This window comes from Streptomyces europaeiscabiei, assembly GCF_036346855.1.
GTDB lineage: Bacteria > Actinomycetota > Actinomycetes > Streptomycetales > Streptomycetaceae > Streptomyces > Streptomyces europaeiscabiei.
Map to the genome: position 1 here is coordinate 10,092,150 of NZ_CP107841.1, position 18,560 is coordinate 10,110,709.

Annotated in this window: 15 protein-coding genes and 1 pseudogene; 10 read left to right on the forward strand and 6 right to left on the reverse strand. The window is 70.8% G+C overall.

Going from position 1 to position 18,560, the window contains the following annotated elements; all coding sequences use genetic code 11:
- Nucleotides 1-36 precede the first annotated feature (36 nt).
- Genes OG858_RS43790 through OG858_RS43800 form a run of 3 tightly spaced genes read left to right on the forward strand, consistent with a single transcriptional unit; the run spans nucleotide 37 to nucleotide 2,593 of the window.
- The gene (locus tag OG858_RS43790) at nucleotides 37-1,242 is read left to right on the forward strand and encodes a thiolase family protein (RefSeq protein WP_319315388.1); all 1,206 of its coding nucleotides are present in this window, start codon (nucleotides 37-39) and stop codon (nucleotides 1,240-1,242) included.
- Nucleotides 1,239-1,934 carry a 3-oxoacid CoA-transferase subunit A gene (locus OG858_RS43795; RefSeq protein ID WP_037697422.1) on the forward strand — a complete coding sequence of 232 codons (696 nt, stop codon included), beginning with the start codon at nucleotides 1,239-1,241 and terminating at the stop codon, nucleotides 1,932-1,934. Before OG858_RS43790 ends, OG858_RS43795 begins: the two co-directional genes overlap by 4 nt.
- Nucleotides 1,931-2,593, forward strand: coding sequence for a 3-oxoacid CoA-transferase subunit B (locus tag OG858_RS43800; protein ID WP_086751768.1), 663 nt, complete (start codon nucleotides 1,931-1,933; stop codon nucleotides 2,591-2,593). Before OG858_RS43795 ends, OG858_RS43800 begins: the two co-directional genes overlap by 4 nt.
- A 118-nt stretch (nucleotides 2,594-2,711) precedes the next feature.
- On the opposite strand, the gene OG858_RS43805 is transcribed toward OG858_RS43800, so the two are convergent.
- Entirely contained in the window at nucleotides 2,712-2,978 is a 267-nt protein-coding gene (locus OG858_RS43805) for an SDR family oxidoreductase (RefSeq protein ID WP_319264693.1), read from the reverse strand.
- A gap of 20 nt (nucleotides 2,979-2,998) precedes the next feature.
- On the opposite strand from OG858_RS43805, the gene OG858_RS43810 reads away from it, so the two are divergent.
- Nucleotides 2,999-3,784, forward strand: a complete 786-nt coding sequence (locus tag OG858_RS43810) for an MFS transporter (RefSeq protein WP_330346594.1) — start codon at nucleotides 2,999-3,001, stop codon at nucleotides 3,782-3,784.
- Nucleotides 3,785-4,170: 386 nt separating this feature from the next.
- Here OG858_RS43810 and OG858_RS43815 read toward each other — a convergent pair whose 3' ends face one another.
- The gene (locus tag OG858_RS43815; protein WP_086752556.1) at nucleotides 4,171-4,950 is read right to left on the reverse strand and encodes an IclR family transcriptional regulator; all 780 of its coding nucleotides are present in this window, start codon (nucleotides 4,948-4,950) and stop codon (nucleotides 4,171-4,173) included.
- A gap of 147 nt (nucleotides 4,951-5,097) precedes the next feature.
- Between OG858_RS43815 and OG858_RS43820 the strand changes: the two genes are divergently transcribed.
- The 4 genes from OG858_RS43820 to OG858_RS43835 all read left to right on the forward strand — a co-directional run bounded on the left by OG858_RS43820 (nucleotide 5,098) and on the right by OG858_RS43835 (nucleotide 10,187).
- Nucleotides 5,098-6,297, forward strand: a complete 1,200-nt coding sequence (locus OG858_RS43820) for an FAD-dependent monooxygenase (protein WP_327747754.1) — start codon at nucleotides 5,098-5,100, stop codon at nucleotides 6,295-6,297.
- 259 nt (nucleotides 6,298-6,556) lie between these two features.
- Nucleotides 6,557-6,787: a thiamine pyrophosphate-binding protein gene (locus tag OG858_RS43825; protein WP_327745593.1), complete on the forward strand. Its 231-nt coding sequence runs from the start codon at nucleotides 6,557-6,559 to the stop codon at nucleotides 6,785-6,787.
- Between the two features lie 69 nt (nucleotides 6,788-6,856).
- Nucleotides 6,857-8,191 carry a thiamine pyrophosphate-binding protein gene (locus OG858_RS43830; RefSeq protein WP_328543835.1) on the forward strand — a complete coding sequence of 445 codons (1,335 nt, stop codon included), beginning with the start codon at nucleotides 6,857-6,859 and terminating at the stop codon, nucleotides 8,189-8,191.
- Between the two features lie 1,174 nt (nucleotides 8,192-9,365).
- Nucleotides 9,366-10,187 carry an MHYT domain-containing protein gene (locus tag OG858_RS43835; RefSeq protein ID WP_328543834.1) on the forward strand — a complete coding sequence of 274 codons (822 nt, stop codon included), beginning with the start codon at nucleotides 9,366-9,368 and terminating at the stop codon, nucleotides 10,185-10,187.
- 957 nt (nucleotides 10,188-11,144) lie between these two features.
- Here OG858_RS43835 and OG858_RS43840 read toward each other — a convergent pair.
- Nucleotides 11,145-11,225: pseudogene (locus OG858_RS43840) on the reverse strand (GntR family transcriptional regulator); the annotation flags it as partial.
- Between the two features lie 239 nt (nucleotides 11,226-11,464).
- Between OG858_RS43840 and pgm the strand changes: the two are divergent.
- Both pgm and OG858_RS43850 read left to right on the forward strand, forming a co-directional pair.
- Nucleotides 11,465-13,105, forward strand: a complete 1,641-nt coding sequence (gene pgm / locus OG858_RS43845; protein ID WP_086750601.1) for a phosphoglucomutase (alpha-D-glucose-1,6-bisphosphate-dependent) — start codon at nucleotides 11,465-11,467, stop codon at nucleotides 13,103-13,105.
- A gap of 406 nt (nucleotides 13,106-13,511) precedes the next feature.
- Nucleotides 13,512-15,083 (forward strand): RICIN domain-containing protein, encoded by a 1,572-nt coding sequence (locus tag OG858_RS43850; protein WP_256960697.1) that lies wholly within the window; start codon nucleotides 13,512-13,514, stop codon nucleotides 15,081-15,083.
- Here the strand turns inward: OG858_RS43850 and OG858_RS43855 are convergent.
- From OG858_RS43855 to OG858_RS43865, 3 genes are all read right to left on the reverse strand, one after another.
- Nucleotides 15,064-15,807: an EthD domain-containing protein gene (locus OG858_RS43855; protein ID WP_086750599.1), complete on the reverse strand. Its 744-nt coding sequence runs from the start codon at nucleotides 15,805-15,807 to the stop codon at nucleotides 15,064-15,066. The two genes, OG858_RS43850 and OG858_RS43855, sit on opposite strands and share 20 nt — an antisense overlap.
- A gap of 157 nt (nucleotides 15,808-15,964) precedes the next feature.
- Complete coding sequence (locus tag OG858_RS43860; protein WP_086750598.1) at nucleotides 15,965-17,245, reverse strand: MFS transporter; 1,281 nt, start codon at nucleotides 17,243-17,245, stop codon at nucleotides 15,965-15,967.
- A 301-nt stretch (nucleotides 17,246-17,546) separates the two neighbouring features.
- On the reverse strand, nucleotides 17,547-18,503 hold the full coding sequence (locus tag OG858_RS43865; protein ID WP_319065837.1) for a LysR family transcriptional regulator: 957 nt from the start codon (nucleotides 18,501-18,503) through the stop codon (nucleotides 17,547-17,549).
- Nucleotides 18,504-18,560 lie beyond the last annotated feature (57 nt).

The window sequence follows — 18,560 nt, forward strand, 5'->3', positions numbered from 1 at the left end:
TTCAGAATATCGGGGCCCGGGACTACCGTCGCTGCCATGAGTGCTTTCATCTACGCCGCGACGCGGACGCCGTTCGGCCGCTTCAACGGTGCGCTGGCCGGGGTCCGCCCCGACGACCTCGCCGCCGCCGCGATCACCTCGACGCTCGCCCGGGTACCGGGTTTCGACCCCGCCGCGATCGACGACGTGGTGTGGGGCAACGCCAACGGCGCCGGCGAGGAGAACCGCAACGTCGGCCGCATGGCGGCGCTGCTCGCCGGGCTCCCGGTGAGTGTGCCCGGCACCACGGTCAACCGGCTCTGCGGTTCGAGCCTCGACGCGGCGATGATCGCGAGCCGGACGATCGAGTCCGGCGACGCCGAGGTGGTGCTGACCGGCGGCGTGGAGTCGATGACACGTGCGCCGTGGGTGCTGCCCAAGTCGGCGAAGCCGTTCCCGGCCGGCGATGTCACCGCGGTCTCGACCACGCTCGGCTGGCGGCTGGTCAACCCGCGGATGCCGAAGGAGTGGACGATCAGCCTCGGCGAGTCCAACGAGCAGCTCCGGGAACGCTTCGGGATCTCCCGCGAGCGGCAGGACGCGTTCGCCGCCCGCTCCCACCGACTCGCCCACGAGGCCTGGGAGGCGGGCTTCTACGACGACCTGGTGGTGCCGGTCGACGGCGTCGAGCTGAGCCGCGACGAGAGCATCCGTGCCGGATCCACACCGGAGGTGCTGGCGGGGCTCAAGCCGGTCTTCCGTAAGCCGGAGCAGGGCGGCACGATCACCGCGGGCAACGCCAGCCCGCTCAACGACGGTGCCTCCGCGGTGCTGCTGGGCAGCGAGCGGGCCGCGGCCACGATCGGGGCCGCCCCGATCGCCCGCATCGCGGGGCGTGGCGTGATGGCGCTGGAGCCGCAGGCCTTCGGCTACGCCCCGGTCGAGGCCGCCAACCGTGCGCTGGCCCGGGCCGGCATCGGCTGGGACCAGGTGGGCGCGGTCGAGCTCAACGAGGCCTTCGCCGTGCAGTCGCTCGCCTGCGTCGACGCGTGGAAGGTCGACCCCGCCATCGTCAACCAGAAGGGCGGCGCCATCGCGATCGGGCACCCGCTGGGCGCCTCGGGCGGTCGTGTCCTCGCCACGCTGGCCAAGGTGTTGCGCGAGACGAGGCAGCGCTACGGCGTCGCCGCGATCTGTATCGGGGTCGGCCAGGGTCTGGCCGTCGTACTCGAGAACTGCGACGTCACGGAGGCGGGCAAGTGAGCAGGGCGGAGATCGTCGAGAGCGCCGACGCGGCGGTCGCCGGGATCGAGGACGGGTCCACCGTCCTCGTCGGCGGCTTCGGCCTGGCGGGCATGCCGTTCGACCTGATCGACGCGCTCATCCGGCAGGGCGCGAAGGACCTCACCATCGTGTCCAACAACGCGGGCAACGGCGAGGTCGGGCTGGCCGCGCTGCTGGCCGCCGGCCGGGTGCGCAAGGTGCTCTGCTCGTTTCCGCGCCAGGCCGACTCCTGGGTATTCGACGGCCTCTACCGCGAGGGGAAGATCGACCTCGAAGTGGTGCCGCAGGGCAACCTCGCCGAGCGGATGCGCGCGGCCGGTGCCGGCATCGGCGCGTTCTACTGCCCGACCGCGGTCGGCACGCCGCTGGCGGAGGGCAAGGAGGAGCGCGAGATCGACGGCCGGAAGTACCTGCTGGAGTACCCCATCAAGGGCGACTACGCGCTGATCGGCGCGCACACCGCCGACACCCTGGGCAACCTCGTCTTCCGCAAGACAGCCCGCAACTTCGGACCGGTCATGGCCACGGCCGCGACGACGACCGTCGTCCAGGTCGAGGAGGTCGTCGAGGCCGGGACACTCGACCCCGAGGCCGTCGTCACCCCGTCCATCTACGTCGACCGGGTCGTCCAGGTGGCGGCCCGCCACTACACCGTCCAGGGGGCACGATGACCACCACGCCGAGCGTTCAGGTGGGCGCCGACCACCGGCTCTCGACCGACGAGCTGGCCGCCGTCATCGCACGCGACATCCCGGCCGGAGCCTTCGTCAACCTCGGGATCGGGCAGCCCACCAGGATCGCCGACCACCTGCCGGCCGACTCCGGTGTGGTGCTGCACACCGAGAACGGCATGCTCAACATGGGTCCGAAGGCCGAGGGCGACGCGATCGACCCCGACCTCACCAACGCCGGCAAGGTCCCGGTGACCGAACTGCCGGGGGCGGCGTACTTCCACCACGCCGACTCCTTCGCGATGATGCGCGGCGGGCACCTCGACGTCTGCGTCCTCGGGGCGTACCAGGTCGCCTTCGACGGCGACCTCGCCAACTGGCACACCGGAAAGCCCGATGACATCCCTGCCGTCGGCGGCGCCATGGACCTCGCCATCGGCGCCAAGGACGTCTACGTGATGATGACGCTCTTCACCCGCTCCGGTGAGCCGAAGCTCGTGCCCCGGTGCACCTACCCGCTCACCGGCGTCGGCTGCGTGAGCCGCGTCTACACGGACCACGGCGTCTTCGACGTCGGCCCCGACGGCGTAAGGATCAGGGAGACGTACGGCGTCAGCGCCGACGACCTCGCGGAGCGACTCGGCATCACGTCGCCCTGATCCGGCCGCTCGGCCGGGTGCGAGCACCCGGCCGAGACAAGCGGACGACGTCTCTTGGGCGCCGATCGGGCCGTCGCCGTCGCCGTCGCCGCCGCCCTGGCGGCCGGACTGTCGGGTCTCAGCGGCGCGTGCTGCCGCCGTCCGCCACGACGATCCGGCCCGTGATGAAAGCGGCGTCGTCGGAGGCGAGGAACGCCACGACGCCCGAGACGTCGGCCGGCAGCTGCGAACGCTTGATGTTCTGGATCCGCACGGCCTGGTCGAAGAAGGACTCGCTCGTGTTCTCCACGGCCGCGGCCGTGCGGACCAGACCCGCGGCGACGCCGTTGACGGTGATGTCGTGAGCGGCGAGGTCGGCGGCCAGGACGGAGGTGAGTCCGTTCAGGTAGGTTCGCCTTCCTGGCGATCATGTACTCCACCAGTATCCGCCTCACCACCGTCCAGGGGTTCAGCCCACTGCGGAGTTCCGTCGCCTACCTCTTCTTCGGAGGTATCGGCCTCGTGCTGCTGCCGCTCACCTCCAAGCTGCTCGAGCGTTGCAACCCCCGGTGGATTCTCTTCGGCTCCCTGCTCCTCGTCGGCGTCGGCGGGCTGTGGTTCGCCGGTATTCCGGCGAGCGATCGGGGCCTGGGTGCCATCATCGCGCCTCTGATCTTCGTCGGAGTCGGCTCGGCACTCGCCATCGCCGCCATCAGCGCCGTAGCGGTCAACGCGTTGCCCAATCGCCTCGCCGGGATGGCGAGCGGTGTCACGAGCATGTTCCGGGACCTGGGGTTCGCCCTCGCCCCCGCGATCGTCGGTGCCGTCGCGCTGGGTCGGGCCGCCAAGGAGATCGCCCTCGACTTGGCGGCCGATGCCGATCTGAGGAGTGCCTATGAGGCCTTCCAGGCCTCGGTGGCCCATGCTCCCGCGGAACAGAGACCACAGCTCGAGGCGGCGGTGCACGCCGTGGAATCGGGACCGCTCGGCGCCAACTCGGTACCGGCCACCATCACCCTGCCGGATGGTCAGGTCATGCCCTTCAACCCGCTCAAGGACGTCGCTTTCGATGCCCTCAGCAGCAGTTACTCCCTCGCCTACACGCTCGGTGGTGTGGCCGCACTCGTCGCGGCGGCACTCACGCTCGTGGGTACGCGTGGTGCCCTGGGCGCGACTCATCTCGACGACGACCCGCACACGCTCGACGGCTGACCGACCGGCGGCGGTTGCGGCGGGCCACGGCGTACCGGCACAGCGATGACCGGACAGACCCGGACAGGAGTCGAACGATGATCACCACACACCTGTGGTCGAGTCGTATGAACATTCCCCGTCCCGGACACGGTCGCTCAGGCGGACGCGGCGTGGCCCTTCGCGATCATGAAGGTGATGACGAGCGGCGCGACTCGCGCGCCCCGACGGTGTTCGTTCACGGCCCGGTCGGCAACGTCCACGGCCATGAGCGGTTTCCTCGGCCACCGTGCGTCCATGGGCTCCACCCTTGGGGCGGAGACCGGCGAGGGGTGGCGCCTTGCCGCATACAGCTCTCCCGGCGGCAACCATCGGCATGGTCCGCTGGTCGCCGCGTCGGTGAATCGCTACAAGGAGCGAATGGGGATGCCAGGCCGCCAACCGAGACTCCTGGACAACCCCAGTCCGCTCGCGACCAGTGAGGGAACGGCGGCCTGCAGTTTGATCGAGCCCGCAGCCACCACGACGGACAGAGCCGCGACGACCTTGCCGCTGCCGTCGATGATGCGCGTAGCGACCGACTCGGCCCCTTCGCTCAACTCCTCCTTGACGACCACCGTTCCGGTCGAGCGACAGGATGCCAGTTCGCGACGGAGCTCGGCCGGATCCACGATCGTCCTGGGAGTGAAGCGCCGCAGCCGTCCCGCCAGCACCTCGTCGATGAAGGCCGGACTGCTGTGGCTCAGAAGCACCTTGCCGACCCCCGAGCAGTGCAAGGGCAGCTGGCCGCCGACCTGCGACGTCAGCCCCACGGCGTTGACCGCCGACAGCCGTTCGATGATCACGGCATGGTCGCCCTGGAGGACGGCCAGCTGCACATGCTGGCGAAGAGCCGTGTACAGGTCCTCCACGAACGGCTGCGCGGCGCTGCGGAGGGTCTCGGCGCGCGGTGCGAGGGTTCCGAGGCGCCACAGCGGCAGGCCGATCGCGAACCGGTTGTCACTGGTGCGCTCCAGCGCGCCGACCTCCACGAGTTCGAGCGTGAGGCGCCTGGCGGTGGCGTGCGGCATACCGGTACGCCGGACGAGGTCGGCGAGGGTCAGTTCGGTGTGGTCGGGGTCGAAGGCGAACAGCAGATCCCACAGTCGGGAGCTGACTGAGCGTCCGGGCTCGTTCGCGCGTGGCATCGGCCTCCCCTTCGTCGTCCATGACCCGGTTCACCCTACCTTCGATGTTCGTTGGATGGATGAGGTTGTTCTTCCAATGCACTTCTTGCCGAACTCTTGAAAGCACCCAGTCACCACCTCGCTCAAGGACCACGGGAGTGAAAGCACATGACGCGTACAGAAGACGGCCCCAGGATCGCGATCCTCGGTGGCGGCATCGGAGGCCTCGCCGCCGCGGCTTTCCTGCGCGACCAGGGCTTCGCCAGTGACGTCTACGAGCAGGCGGCCGCCCTGACCGAGGTGGGTGCCGGCCTGGTGATCGCGCCCAACGCCGCGCGTCTCCTGCGCCGTCTCGGCGTGCTGGACCGGTTCGTCGGGCGCGCGGTCAGGATGGAGACCGGCTGGGAATTCCGGCGCTGGGAGAACGGCACCGTCCTCTCCGCGGAGAACCTGGAGGAGGCGTGCATGCGCCTGTACGGCGAGCACACCTACGCCGCCCACCGCGCCGACCTGCTGGACGCCTTGAGGTCGGCCGTCCCCGAGCACTCGCTCCATCTCGGCACGCGCTGCGTCGCAGTCGACTTCGAAGGCGACCAGGCCGTTCTTCGGTTCGAGGACGGCGAGACGGTTCGCCCGGACATCCTCATCGGCGCCGACGGGGTCCATTCACGGGTACGGGGCGCCATCGTCGGGCCGACGCAAGCCGGGGAGTCGGGAATCTGCGCCTTCCGGGCTCTCGTACCGGCGGACAAGGCACCCGACTTCGCCAAGCGGCGCGCCCAGACCCTCTGGATCGGCCCCGACCACCACCTCGTGCACTACCCGGTCCGCGGTGGGGAGTACGTCAACCTCGTCGCCTTCGCGCCTGCCGGAGCGAACAGTGTCGAGTCGTGGACGGCCACCGCGACCGTCGAGGACCTGCTCGACGAGTTCGCCGGCTGGGATCCGCGTCTGGTGGAGCTGATCACGGCGGCCGATACGCCGGGGCGCTGGGCTCTGCTCGACCGCGAGCCCCTCGGCCACTGGAACCGCGGAAACGCGACCCTGCTGGGCGACGCGGCCCACCCGATGTTCCCGTTCTTCGCCCAGGGCGCCGCCCAGGCGATCGAGGACGGCGCCGTCCTGGCCCTCTGCCTCGCGGCGGACCCGGAGAACCCGATCGCGGCGCTGGGCCGCTACGAAGAGCTGCGTCGGCCCCGTACGGCACGGGTGCAGGAGGTGTCGCACGGAAGGTCGCACGTCAACCACCTTCCGGACGGCCCCGAGCAGCGGGCGCGCGACCTCGAGTACTCACAGGCCGACCCTCTCAAGGCGAACGGCTGGATCTACGCGTACGACCCCGAGGTCGCCGTGTCGGCCCCGGTGTGACTCGGCCGCCCCGCGTCACACGACAGTCGGGCCGTGCCCGAACTCGAACAGCAGTCCATTGATCGTCCAACGAACACAGCCGTTGTCGTCGCCCCGGCCCCGCCCGAAACTCCGGTACGGGCGGTCCCGGACGCGGCGGCCATGTGTCCCATGGTTTTCGTCGAACCCCGATTACGTCCAGAGAGAACGGATCACCGAATGGCAACCGCGACCGGTAGTGGGCTCGTCGTACGAACACTGCGGCGAGCCGTATATCGATGTGGCATTCGGCCTGCCCGGAGCACACGTCGACGGAATCCTCCAGGATGCCCTGGACGCCGAGCTACGGATCGTCGATGTGCGGCACGAGATGAACGCCGGCCACGCGGCCGAGGGATACGCGCGGGTCACCGGGGAGCTGGGAGTCGCCGTCGTCACGGCCGGCGGCGGCTTCACCAACGTCCTGACCTCGATCACCAACGCCTATCTGGACCGGACCGCCGTCCTCTAGATCACAGGCTCCGGTCCCCTGGAGACGGACCAGGTCAACGACCAGCAGGCCGGGTTCGACCAGGTCGCCATGGCCGCGCCGGTGACCGGGTTCGCGCACCGCGTCACCCGGACCGCGCTGATCCCTCGCCTGGTCGCCCAGGCGATCCGCATCGCACGGTCGGAGCCCAAGGGCCCGGTGCTCCTCGACATTCCCTGGGACGTCCTCCGCCAGTCGGTCGACGTCGACGAGGTCGAGGACTACCGCCTCGAGATCGACGGCACCGGCATCGCCCCCACCGATGGCGTCGATCGGATCATCGAGGCGCTCAGCTCCGCCCGGCGGCCGATCGCGCTGGTCGGCAAGTCCTTCGTCACTGCCGATGCACGGGCGCGGTTGCACGGGTTCGCCGCCCGTACCGGAGTACCCCTCTTCTCCGACTGGGAGGGGCTCGGGGCGATCGTCGGCTCCGAGCAGCACGTCGGTCTCCTCCAGACCCTGGCCACCGTCCCTGAGGACGAGCGGCCCGACCTGGTCCTTCTGCTCGGGCTGCGCTTCGGTATGGCCACCCGGTTCGGCACGGGCCGGCTGCTCCCGAAGAGTTCGCGGATCTTCCAGATCGACCCCGACGGTCGTGAGCTGGGCCGTCTGCAGGATGTCGAACTCGGTATCCAGGCCGACCCGGTCGGCACGCTCGGCCTGCTGAACGAGCGCCTGGGAGACAGTCCCGTGCCTTCCGGGCGCGACGGCTGGCTCAGGACCCTGCGGCACATCTCCGTCGCCCGGCGGTCCGCGCTCGCCGCCGAAACCGAGCGGCACGAGGGTGCCATCCACCCCTACCTCGCGGTCCGCACGATCGCCGAGAGCGTTCCCGACAGGGCCACCGTGGTCGTCGACGGCGCGCTGACCGAGCTGTGGCTCTCCGAGACGATCGCGCTCGCGCCGCTGTCCCACTACCTTGGGCACGGCTACCTCAGTGCGATGGGGAGCAACTTCGGGGTGGCTCTGGGAGCGCAGTACGCCAACCCCGACAAGGCGACGATCCTCGTCACCGGCGACGGCGCGGTCGGCTACAGCCTGGCCGAGTTCGACTCCCTCGTCCGGGCGGAGCTCCCGGTCGTGGTGATCGTCCTCAACAACCGGGCCTGGGGCGCCACCCTGCACACCCAGCAGTTCTTCTTCGGACAGGACCGCGTCACCAACAACCGCCTGGAGAACGGCTCCTACAGCGGCGTGGCACGAGCGCTCGGGGCGGACGGCGTCGACGTCACCGAGCTGGACCAGCTGCGCCCGGCGATCGAGGCCGCCCTCGCGGCCCGCCGGCCGACGTGCATCGACGTAAGGGTGAGCCTTGCGCCCATTCCTCCGGAGGAGCGCGTCCTGAACGGCGGAGCGCCGTTCGGCGGCGTCGAGATCGACGCCTGACCCACCCCTTCGGAGCGACCCGAGGCAGCACCACGAACGACCCGACCGACGTGGGAACCCGCGAGCCGTCCATCGAGGACCGGCGTCAGCGGTCCTCGGGAAGACCTGCCCCGTCACCGGCGGCCGCGGGGTACTGGGGCCCGGCAGCGGTCCGGGCGTTCGCGCGTGAGGGCGCGCGTGTGGTCGTCATCGCGCACCACTCGGACCCGCTGAGGATCGCGAGCGGTCCGATCCGCGACGGCACGACCGCCGTCGCGGCCGACCTCCCTGCGGTGGCAAGGCTGCAAGGCGGCACTCACGGCGGTCGCCGCACAGGTCGGCCGCCTTCACCAGCACGGGCCATGCGGGCATCGAAAGTGCGGGTCATGCGGGCATCAAACGCCTCGACGACATGGACGAAGCCACGCGGGACATGACGTTCGACACCGGAGCCAAAGGCTCGATCTTCCTCATGCAGGCCTCCGGCCCCTGCTCGCATCCGGCAGGGCCCGTGGCCCCTGCGGCTCGGCGGCGGGCCGAGGGGCCGATGAGGGAACCGCCGTCGACCGAGCGGATGACGATATCGGCCGGGAATCCTCTGTCTTCGCGATTGGCCCTCCTGCCGCCACGCTGTGGGCACGGACGCGATCAGGAACCGGACCCCGCATGTGCGCGAGACGCACAAACCGAACGGGCCGCGGCACCGAGCGCTCGGCGGGCCGGTGCCGCGGTCCTCCTACCGGGCCGAACCCGCACGCTTCCCCCGTGTTCAGCGACGCTCACGGACCGGTTCCCGGGTCGATGCGGAGACCGGCTGCCCTCGATGAGATGGAATCGCGCACTCGTATGGTTGAATCGTGGACAACTTGGCCAGGTGGCTTGAACCGGTCGCCGGGTCCACGCGCTCTGCCTCTTGGGCAGGACTGCCGTGTGGTCCGCTGATCTCCGCCAGGCCGAGGCGCACCGCGACGTGCGCCGGGGGAGGGGGAGAGGGGGCGTCATTCAGTTCTTCAGTCGGCCTTGCGGCCAGACCTCCGGCATTTCTCCGGTGGCTGCCAGGGAGTGAAAGGCCGGGTACCGCGCCGGTCCGGGATTTGTCCGGCCCACAGCGGGACGGATGCGTGCGCCACACCACCCCGGCCGACGCACCGTGCCTGGGCGCTGCCTGCCGTCATGCATGTGAAGGGAACCTGAATTGAACGCCACCGTCTCCAATTTCTACTACGGCGCCGCGACCCCGGTCGCCGCCTATCTGATGGCGTGCCTCGGGGCGGCGCTCGGACTGCGGTGCACGACACGGTCGCTGCGACGACCGCACCGCAGGGCCGGGTGGCTGAGTCTGGGCGCGATCTCGATCGGCTGCGGCATCTGGACCATGCACTTCATCGCGATGATCGGCTTCAGCGTCCAGGGCGCGCTGGTCAGCTACGACATGACCAAGACGGTCCTCAGCCTCGCCGTCGCGATCGGTGTCGTCGCCCTCGGCGTGTTCCTCGTGGGCTACCGGGGCAGCTCCCCGATGACACTGGCGACGGCGGGCGCGGTCACCGGCCTCGGCGTCGCGGCCATGCACTACCTGGGCATGGCAGCCGTCCACACCAACGGCACGGTCCACTACGACACACGGACGGTGATCCTCTCCGTCGTCATCGCCGTCGTGGCCGCGACGGCAGCGCTGTGGGCCGCGGTCTCCATCCATACGCTGTGGGCCAGCCTGGGAGCGAGCCTGGTCATGGGCGTGGCCGTGACCGGCATGCACTACACCGGCATGGCCGCCGTCTCCGTCCACCTCACCGGCCAGTCCGCCGTCTCGCAGTCCTCCGCCGACCTGCTGTCGTTCCTCCTGGCGATGATCGCGGGCCCGCTCGTCGTCCTCCTGGTCGCCGCCGTCATCGTCATGTTCGACCCCGACATGGTGCTCGGCGACGACGACTGGAGCCGGCCCGCACCCGCACGGCGCGATATCCGAAGCGACAACCCCGCGCAGCGGTCCTCCCAGCCCCACTCCTCCTGGTGATCTCACGGCGGCGGCAGGGCCCGGCAGACGCTCCATGGCGCACGGCGCGCTCCGTCGCGGCGAAGCGGATCGCCGCCCGGGGAGTCGAACAGGGCTGGCATGTCCTCTCGGGTGCTTGCGCCGCGCCGAGGACCTGGAGCTGCCGTCGGCCGTGCAGGCGCCGGGGGCCGTATGGCGTCCACGGCGCTCGTGCCCGATGAGACCACTACGCATCGGCGTGGCGCCGGGCGGCGCATGCGTGTCCGCCGTAGCGGTCTGCACGAGCGTGCTGCCCGAGCGGACCGCCTGAACGGCTGAGACGAGCTTCCACGTCGACCCCGTCGACGGCAGTGGCAGCTGCACGGGACCAGGCACCGGCGCGCCCGCAGGACCGTCCAGGCCGCCCGGACCGCGGTGCGTGACGCGGTGAGCGGACGGGCGGTGAGCGCGTGGATCCTGCTCCCGGCGCCGTCGGTGGGCAGTTCGTGCACGCCGGCTGCCCCGTGGTTGTCGTCTCGTCGGTCAGGGACAACGGGAACCTCCGTTGGTGCCGTCACCGTGCGCAGCGGACCCTCTGCCAGGTGCCACACAGTCGTTCGGTGTCGGGACGGAGGTGTCGACGTCCCCCCCCGGACGGTCAACGCCCCGTCCTTCTGGGGCGCCTGGGTGAAGCCGTCCTTGCTGGTTCTGCCGGTGCCGTGCCGGTGCCGCCGCAGGCGGCCACGGTCGGCATCATGGTGACAGCGGAGTCGGCCAGCAGGGCCGAACGTCTCGTGCTGCGCACTCTCTTCTGGGTGGCCGAAGACTTCTGGGCGGTCATGAGCGACTCCACTGGGTTTGCAGGTGCCCCGAGCGGATCGGCAGGGCGGCGCGTGAAGAGGGGCGAGGCCAGGCCGTCCCGGTCGGGCGTCGAGTGCGGGAGACGACTCCGTCGCTGCCGTCGCGGCATCAATTCGGCGAGGGTCCGGCCCCGCGGCCCATGCCGCGCCAGATGCGGGCGCGCATCGTGCGGCCGGAGACGCCCTCCAGGACGGTGAGCAGGGTCTCGTTGCCTGTGGTCCTGGCGGCCTTCCGCACGTAGCAGCCTGCGGTCGGGCCGTGCCCGCGAAGACGCCCGTCGCTCCCCGGCCTGCCCCCCGGCCTGCTCCCCGGCCTGCCGAGAGGCCTCCGCTCGCCGACCTGTCTCGTCACACCGTCCGGACGCCTGCCGCAACGGCCACCCGGTGCGCGTGCGTTCCGGAGGCGCGGGCAGGGGAGAATGAGGACCGTACTCAGCGGTCGACCGGAGGAGCGGGTAAATGCAGGACGCGCGTGCGGGCCAGGTCGCCGGGCCCGAGGACCTCATCGATGTGGCCCGCCTGGTCACGGCGTATTACGCGCTGCACCCCGACCCGGCCGAACCGGGGCAACGGGTGGCGTTCGGTACCTCGGGACACCGCGGCTCGTCTTTCGCGGCGGCTTTCAACGAGGACCACATCGCGGCCACCAGCCAGGCCATCTGCGAGTACCGCACCGCCCAGAGCACCGACGGCCCCCTCTTCCTCGGCGCCGACACCCACGCCCTGTCCGAGCCCGCCCGGATCACGGCACTGGAGGTGTTCGCCGCCAACGACGTGACCGTCCTCATCGACCAGGCCGACGGCTACACGCCCACCCCGGCGGTCTCGCACGCCATCCTCGCCCACAATCGCGGTCGTACGTCCGGCCTCGCCGACGGCGTGGTGGTCACCCCCTCGCACAACCCGCCCGCCGACGGCGGCTTCAAGTACAACCCGCCGAGTGGCGGACCGGCTGGGTCCGAGGCGACCTCCTGGATCCAGGACCGCGCCAACGAGATCATCACGGCCGGCCTGAAGGACGTACGGCGTATCCCGTACACCCGCGCCCTGGCCGCGCCCGGCACCGGCCGCCACGACTTCCTCGGCGCCTATGTCGCCGACCTGCCGAACGTGCTGGACCTGGAAGCGATCCGGTCCGCCGGTGTGCGCATCGGCGCCGATCCACTGGGTGGCGCGTCGGTCGCCTACTGGGGCCGGATCGCCGAACAGCACCGGCTCGACCTGACGGTGGTGAACCCGCTCACCGACCCCACCTGGCGCTTCATGACGCTGGACTGGGACGGCAAGATCCGTATGGACTGCTCCTCGCCGTACGCCATGGCCTCGCTCATCGAGCAGCGCGACCGGTTCGACATCTCCACCGGCAACGACGCCGACGCCGACCGGCACGGCATCGTCACGCCGGACGGGGGCCTGATGAACCCCAACCACTATCTGGCCGTGGCGATCTCGTACCTGTTCTCGCACCGGGAGCGGTGGCCCGCGGGAGCCGGGATCGGCAAGACCCTGGTGTCGTCCGGCATGATCGACCGGGTCGCGGCGGACGTCGGCCGACAGCTGGTCGAAGTCCCCGTCGGATTCAAGTGGTTCGTGGACGGCCTGTCCGACGGAACGCTCGGCTTCGGCGGTGAGGAGTCGGCCGGCGCGTCCTTCCTGCGCCGTGACGGCTCGGTGTGGACCACCGACAAGGACGGCATCATCCTGGCCCTGCTCGCCTCCGAGATCACGGCGGTCACGGGCAGGACCCCCTCGCAGCACTACGCCCGGCTCACCGACCGCTTCGGCGCCCCCGCCTACGCGCGCGTCGACGCCCCCGCCTCCCGCGAGGAGAAGGCGCTGCTCGCCAAGCTCTCGCCGCGCCAGGTCACCGCCGACACCCTTGCCGGCGAGCCGGTCACCACGGTCCTCACCGAGGCTCCGGGCAACGGCGCCGCCCTCGGCGGCATCAAGGTCGTCACCGACAACGCCTGGTTCGCGGCCCGCCCTTCGGGCACCGAGGACGTCTACAAGATCTACGCGGAGTCCTTCCTCGGCCCGGACCACCTGAGCCGGATCCAGGAGGAGGCCAAGTCCGTGGTGCTCGCGGCGCTGGGCGCCTGACACGGACGAGACCGTCGGCCCGAGTGCCATCGCCCCTTGAGCGGTGGTCTCGCCGCCGGTGAACGCCGAGCGGCGGCGGATGCTGCTGATGTTCAGTGATCGCTGAACGCCTACTCTGCGTCTCGACCTGCGCGCAGCCCGCCCCCGACGGCGGCCGTGGCCCGGCCCCGTCGACAAGGCCGGGATGCCCGAAGCGGTCCGACGGCCGATGGTGACGCCCGTGGGTGAACCGTGTAACCGTTCGGGACGTACTCCTGATCGATGCCGGGTGACCGCGACCATCCGGGCTCGGGCGTTGAGCGCGGAACCGCGGTCGGCCGTATCGACGGTACGGAACAGGGAGGGGACCGGATTCATGGATGGTGCTCCCGTGGTGGAAGCTCCGTTTCGCGGAGGAGAGCGCGTGATGCCTGGAGAGGACTTCATCCTCAAGTACTCCGAGCCCATGGAATTCGAGCGTTCCGATTCCATGGAGGAGGAACGCGCGGACGCGGCGCCATCGGCCGGTGAGTTGCTGACGCTGCACGGCAGATCCGTCCTGGACTACGCGGCGCTCTGCACGGAGCCGAGCCGGGGTGCCGCGGAGAGGCTGGCCGGACAGGCCTTCCGGAACATCTACGACGACGCGGCGTCGCATGCCGGCGCCGACTTCCCGTGGCGGCCCCGGCTGCTCGCGGCGGTCCTTGCGGCCGCGCGGGAGTGGAACGCGGACGACAGGCGTTCGTCCCTCCATCCGGACCTGCGGGACGGCCCGACCGGTGACGTGGGCCGGGCGGTGTCCGGCACGGACCGCGGGAGCGGTGCCAGAAGCCTGGTCCTGCGCGCCTTACGGAACCTGCCGGACCGCGCCCAGGTCCTGCTGTGGCACACCGTGGTCGAGGCCGAGGGCATCGAGGCGGTGGCGCCCCTGCTCGGCGCCGAACCCTCCCTGCTGAATCCCGAGCGTGCCCGGACGCTGCTGCGCGACGAGTGCGTGCGGGTCCACCTCGACCTCGCGCCCGACGAGCGCTGCCGCCGCCTCAACCGGCTCATCGACGTCCACGCCCGCCGCGGATCCGACGAGATGATGGCGGAAGTGCGAGAACACCTCGACGGCTGCGCCTACTGCGGGGCGGCGGTGGACCAGCTGGACCAGTCCCCGGACCGGCTGCCCGCGTTGCTCGCGGAGGCCGTCCTGGGATTCCGTGCGGCGGACTACCTCGCGTCACGGCCCGCCCGCCGGGCGATCGCGTCGGCGCGCGCGCGTGCGGAGCCCGCCCCACAGCCCGCGGACGCGGAGCCCCGGCGGGTGTCCGCGGGCGCTCCCGAACTGCGGCGCCGCCGCTGGCCGCTGCTGATCGCCGTGGGTGTGGTGCTGTGCGGGGTGATCGCGGCGTCTCCCATGGCCCTCAGCGGAACCGAGGACGACAGCGAGGCGGTGGGCAGTTCGGTGCCCGGGCCGACCGGGAGCCCGTCCGGCTCTGCCGCGCCGTCCGCCGCGCCGTCCGCCGCTCCCGGCTCGCCCAGCGCGTCTTCGGCCCCCGGCGCGGGCGAGGGCCTGGTCACGCGGCTGCGCAACGTGCGGACGGGGCTGTGCCTCGACCTGCGTGCCGCGGCGGAGGTGGAGGGCGCCCCCGCGGTGACGGCGCGGTGCGGGGAATCGGCATCACAGATGTGGCTGTTGGAAGAAGGGGGACGACTGCGGAACAACGCGGCCCCCGAACTGTGTCTGAACGCCGAGCCGCAGGGCACCGTCGCCCTGCGACCGTGCACCGGTCAGGAGGGCGCGGAAGGAGATGATTCCGGCGACACGCGGTACGACCTTGCGGCCGACGGCCTCCTCACCCTTGTCGCCGAGCCCGGAGTCGCCGTGACGCCCGTTCGCCGGGCCGAGGGGGCGATCATCCTCCTGGAGCCCGTCCCGCAGGACCGGCTCCGCAAATCCCAGCGTTGGACCACCGACGAGGGGGCTGCCGGCGTCACCTTGCGAGAACGGTGACCTCGCGGCTGTGGAGGACGAACGATCGGGACGGGTCGTGGACGCCTCCGGCCTCGGCGGAATGCTCCCGCAATGACCGCTCGTAGGCGGGGAAGTGGGTCAGTGCGTCGTCCGCGGAGTCGTAGTACAGGGCGGCGACTCCTTCGTACACGTGCTGGTCCCGACCGCCGAAATGGCTCAGGAGCTGCTCGGCGCCCGGTACCTGACGGTGCTGGACGTAACCGCGCAACGCCTTGGCATGCGGCTCCTCCTGTCCCAGCACCTTCTCGTGTGCGGCCTGCCAGCGCTCGGTGAAGCGGTCGAGGTCCAGGCCTTCTGCCATGTGGAGGAAGTGCAGGACCTTCACCCGGCCCTCGTCCGCGGATGCCGGCGGCGGTATGAGCACCACGGGGCTGGTCAACAGGGCCAGGGCGCTGGGCATGTCGTTGAAATGGGCGCCGTCTGGGCCGACGACCTCGCGCGAGTACGGGTCGGACATCGTGGCGACCAGTGCCTCCATGCTCTCGAAGTGCAGCTCGGTGACGGAGTCCCGGCCGAAGTCGGTCAGATGGGTCGGGTCCCGCTCGCTGCCGAACGACGCGTCGAACACGTGGTTCTGGATGTATCGCCCGATGCGAAGTGGGTTCGCTGTGGCCAGGGATCCGTGCACGTGCTGCAAGTAGTGCAGGAACGCCTGGTGGGTCATTCCCGGCTTGCGGCGGATGGCGGCGATCAGGTTCAGCATGATTCTCCAGAGATGTGTGACAGGGGTGAGTGAAAAAGGTGAGTGCCAGAAGGGTGTGACAGAAGGGTGTGACAGAGGCGATCGGCATCGCGGGGGAGGGGAGGAGGTCCGCGATGCCGATCTCGTGTGTGGTTCCGGGAGTGAGTAGTCCAGCCGGTCAGCCCGCCAGTTGCTCGATCGGTTCCGCGGAGGCCGCCGACCGGCGCAGACGGGCGGAGTGGGCGAGTCCGGCGGCGCCGACCGCAGCGGCGGCGGCGAGGACGCCCATGGCGTTCGCCGTGCTGCCGACGGCAGGGGTGACGGCGAGGACCACGAGCGGGCAGATGAACTGGCCCAGGAAGAAGAAGCCGGTCCACAGGCCGGTGCCGCGGCCGCGGTCGGCGTAGTCGAGCTTGGACATCGCCAGCGTGAGCAGGCTCGGCAGCATGATGCCGCCGCCGAACAAGTTGATCACGCCGCCGATGGTCAGGACGACGGCGTTGGGGGCGACCCAGATCAGCCCGAGGCCGAGGGCACACAGGCCGAAGGCGAGGGGCAGCCAGGCCTGTTGAGTGCGGCCGGACTTGGTGAAGACGACGGCGCCGATCACGACTGCCGCGTTGCAGATGGCGATGGCCAGTCCGATCACGCCCGAGTCGGTCACGCTCATGTCGTCCAGGAGGAAGGACAGCTCGACCTGCACGGAGTAGAAGAGAACGGCGCCGAACAGGGTCAGCGCGCACGTTCCGGCCAGCGGCCGCCAGGGGAAGGGCCGCTTGACCGGCACTTCGGTGGTGGCGGACTCGTCCGTGCGGTCGGCCGACCCGGGCTTGGGCAGGAAGGCGGCCATGGCGGGGGCGAGGAGCAGGGCCACGGCGTAGGCCCAGAACGGTGTGCGCCAGCCGGCTGATCCGGCGGCGCCGCCCAGGAGGAGGAAGCCCGTCGCGGAGATCGCGGCACACATCGTCTGCAGGGCGAGATAGCGGTCGCGTTGCCTGCCGGAGTAGTAGTCGGCGATCAGGGTGGTGCAGCAGGTCATGATGGCGGCCTCGACGACACCGACGAGGGCGCGGCTGGCGACGATCGCGCCGAGGGAGTCCAGCCACAGCGGGGCGGTGCCGAGGATCGCGTACAGCACGGTGGCGATGACGAGCAGGCGTTTGCGGCCGACCTTGTCCACGATGACGCCGGCGAAGGGGGCCAGCAGGGCCAGGGAAAGAGCCGGGACGGTCAGGGCCATCGGGACCAGCACGTCCACGCCCGCCACGTCGGCGAAGTGGTCCTGCATCTGCGGCAGGACGGGAGCGATGAGGACGGCGCCGAGGATGGGCAGACAGCTGCCCGCCATCAGCAGCGTGATGCGAAGCCGGTGACCGGGGCCGGACACGGCCTCCTCGGAGGGGTGGTCCTCGACGTCTGCGGGCGTCGGGGGCGGGGACGGGGGCACGGGTGCAGGCATGCGGGAACTCCACCGGGCGTAGTGGGAACGGTGATGGGGAGGCGCGGCCACGTGGGTGGGCCTCCCGGAGCGCGGAGCCGGGGCGGAGCGTGGGGCGCCGCTGACTGCCGTGGCGTCGCGAAGGGCCCGCTTGGCGGGCGCCTGCGCCGGCCCGGCAGCGGTGGGTGGTGCGGCTCCGGTGCCGGGTTGAGACGACTATGGGGTACCGCGCAGGCCCTGCCTAGCCCTCGCCCGATCGAGATCGAGGATGCTGATCATCCATGTCATGGATGCTGCGGGGGCGACGCGCCGATCCGCTTCCTCAGCCGGACGTGTGCCTCGTCCTCGCTGCTGCGGCGATACGGCCGGGCGCGGACGAGGCCAGCTCCGCTCCCACGCGGGCGGCGGTCTCGCGCAGCCAGATGTGGGCGGCGTCGTGGGTGTGGACGGGGTGCCACCACAGTGCGTTCTGCAGCGGCACGGCCTCGTAGGGCGGTTCCATGATGCGTACGGCGGCCACCCCGCTCAGCTGCTCGGCCAGGCGCTGCTGCACCAGGGCGATCCGGTGGGTGCCGGCGACCAGGAAGGGGAGGGCCTGGAAGCTGTCGACGAAGACCTCGACGTGGGGGTCGATGCCCAGCATGCTCAGCTGCCGGGCGGCCGGGGCGTCATAGGTGCGCTGGTAGATGACCCAGGGCAGCCGTGCCAGGTCGTCCATGGTCAGCCGGTCGCCGACCTCGTCATTGGTTTCGGCGACGAGGAAGGCCCACCGGTCGGTGAACAGCCCGACGGCGGGGAATCCGCTGATGACACCGTGCGGCATCAGCAGGCCGTCAGCCGTGCTGAGCAGCGGCGCGGTGTCCTCGGTGACATCGGGCGGCGTCCGCTGGAAGCGCAGCCGTACACCCGGTGCCTCGGCGTGCACGGTACGGGCGAGTTCGGCACCGAACACGGCCACGGCGTAGTCCGAGGAGAGCAGCGTGAACTCGTGCTCCTCGCTGCCCGGCAGGAATTCGGCCCGGCTGCTGAAGACCCGATCCAGCAGGTCGCAGGCGGTGGCCGTGCGATCGAGCAGGGCGATGCCGAGAGCGGTCAGCTCGTACTGTCCGCCGACGCGGGAGAGCAGCTCGTCGTCGAAGTGGCGGCGCAGACGAGCCAGGGCCGCGCTCATCGCGGGCTGGCTGAGCCCGATGCGCTGTCCTGCGCGGGTGACGTTGCGTTCCTCCAGCAGAGCCCGGAGGGACAGGACGAGATTCAGATCCAGGCCGGACAGGGACACGACGCCTCCGGTTCGAGGCGGCCGGAGCCAGCCCTATTCACACGACAGATGATCAAC

Bases quoted from the DNA above. Each gene is read 5' to 3' on its own strand.
- OG858_RS43790 (WP_319315388.1), top strand. From the start codon at position 37: ATGAGTGCTTTCATCTACGCCGCGACGCGGACGCCGTTCGGCCGCTTC.
- OG858_RS43800 (WP_086751768.1), top strand. From the start codon at position 1,931: ATGACCACCACGCCGAGCGTTCAGGTGGGCGCCGACCACCGGCTCTCG.
- OG858_RS43815 (WP_086752556.1), bottom strand. From the start codon at position 4,950: ATGCCACGCGCGAACGAGCCCGGACGCTCAGTCAGCTCCCGACTGTGG.
- OG858_RS43820 (WP_327747754.1), top strand. From the start codon at position 5,098: ATGACGCGTACAGAAGACGGCCCCAGGATCGCGATCCTCGGTGGCGGC.
- OG858_RS43830 (WP_328543835.1), top strand. From the start codon at position 6,857: ATGGCCGCGCCGGTGACCGGGTTCGCGCACCGCGTCACCCGGACCGCG.
- pgm (WP_086750601.1), top strand. From the start codon at position 11,465: ATGCAGGACGCGCGTGCGGGCCAGGTCGCCGGGCCCGAGGACCTCATC.
- OG858_RS43850 (WP_256960697.1), top strand. From the start codon at position 13,512: ATGCCTGGAGAGGACTTCATCCTCAAGTACTCCGAGCCCATGGAATTC.
- OG858_RS43855 (WP_086750599.1), bottom strand. From the start codon at position 15,807: ATGCTGAACCTGATCGCCGCCATCCGCCGCAAGCCGGGAATGACCCAC.
- OG858_RS43860 (WP_086750598.1), bottom strand. From the start codon at position 17,245: ATGCCTGCACCCGTGCCCCCGTCCCCGCCCCCGACGCCCGCAGACGTC.